A 900-nucleotide genomic window follows, 5' to 3' on the forward strand; every position below is an offset into this window, starting at 1 on the left:
ATCAGGCTGATCAGGCTGGTCAGGCTGGTCAGGCTGGTCAGGCTGGTCAGGCTGGTCAGGCTGGTCAGGCTGGTCAGGCTGGTCAGGCTGGTCAGGCTGGTCGGTGGCAGCGGTGGGCTCGCCGTAGGGGTCCCCACCACCGGGAGCGGGCTGACCCCGGCGGGCGGCGTCCTTGGCGGCGACCAGGTTCGCCCTGCCCGCGGCATCGACCTGCCGGGCCACCCCGGCCAGGGCGGTCACCGGCCCGATCAGGCTCAGCTTGGCCTGCCCATCCCCCAGCGTCGTCAAGCACACCCGCCGCGCGCAGGTCTTGGCCCGCACCCGCCGCGTCGCGGCGGCGGGGTCGTGCAGCGCCAGCTGGTGGTCGACCTCCTCGCGCAAGCTCGCCGCGGTCAGCCCCACCCCGGCTGCATCGGGGCCGAACAGGTGCTCCTCGATGGTGGCCGCGACCACGTCATCGACATCGCCGAGGCGGCGGGCGGTGGCGGTCAGCATCGCCATGCTCAGCTGACCGGCGCCCAGGCGGTCCAGGGCGTGCGGCATCACCGCCACCACCTGCTGGGCCAGCAGCACCTGGGCCTGGGCGGTGTACTGCGTCCACCCCAGCGCCGCGGCCAGCTCCGCGACCAGGTCCTCCAACCCCGCCGCAGCCACCGCCTGGGCCTGGGCAGCGAAGACCGCACCCATCCCCTCACCCGAACCAGAGCCGGGGTCGGGGAAGGCCGGACCGCGGCCGGCGCTGCGGTACAGCCAGGACAGCGCGGCCAGGTCCCGGATCTGGCCGGCCTGGATGGAGCCGACCAGGGCCTGCTGGGAACGCATCCGTGCCAGCACCCGCGCCGCGGTGGCCACCTCTTCGCGCTGGGCGCGCACCGCGGCCACCGCCTCCCGGGTGCTGGG

1 pseudogene is annotated in these 900 nt (G+C 75.0%); it reads right to left on the reverse strand.

From position 1 onward, the window contains the following. A pseudogene (locus FHN55_RS23070) lies at positions 1–900 on the reverse strand (DUF222 domain-containing protein); the annotation flags it as partial.

The organism is Streptomyces sp. NP160, assembly GCF_006335115.1.
Classification (GTDB): domain Bacteria; phylum Actinomycetota; class Actinomycetes; order Actinomycetales; family Quadrisphaeraceae; genus Quadrisphaera.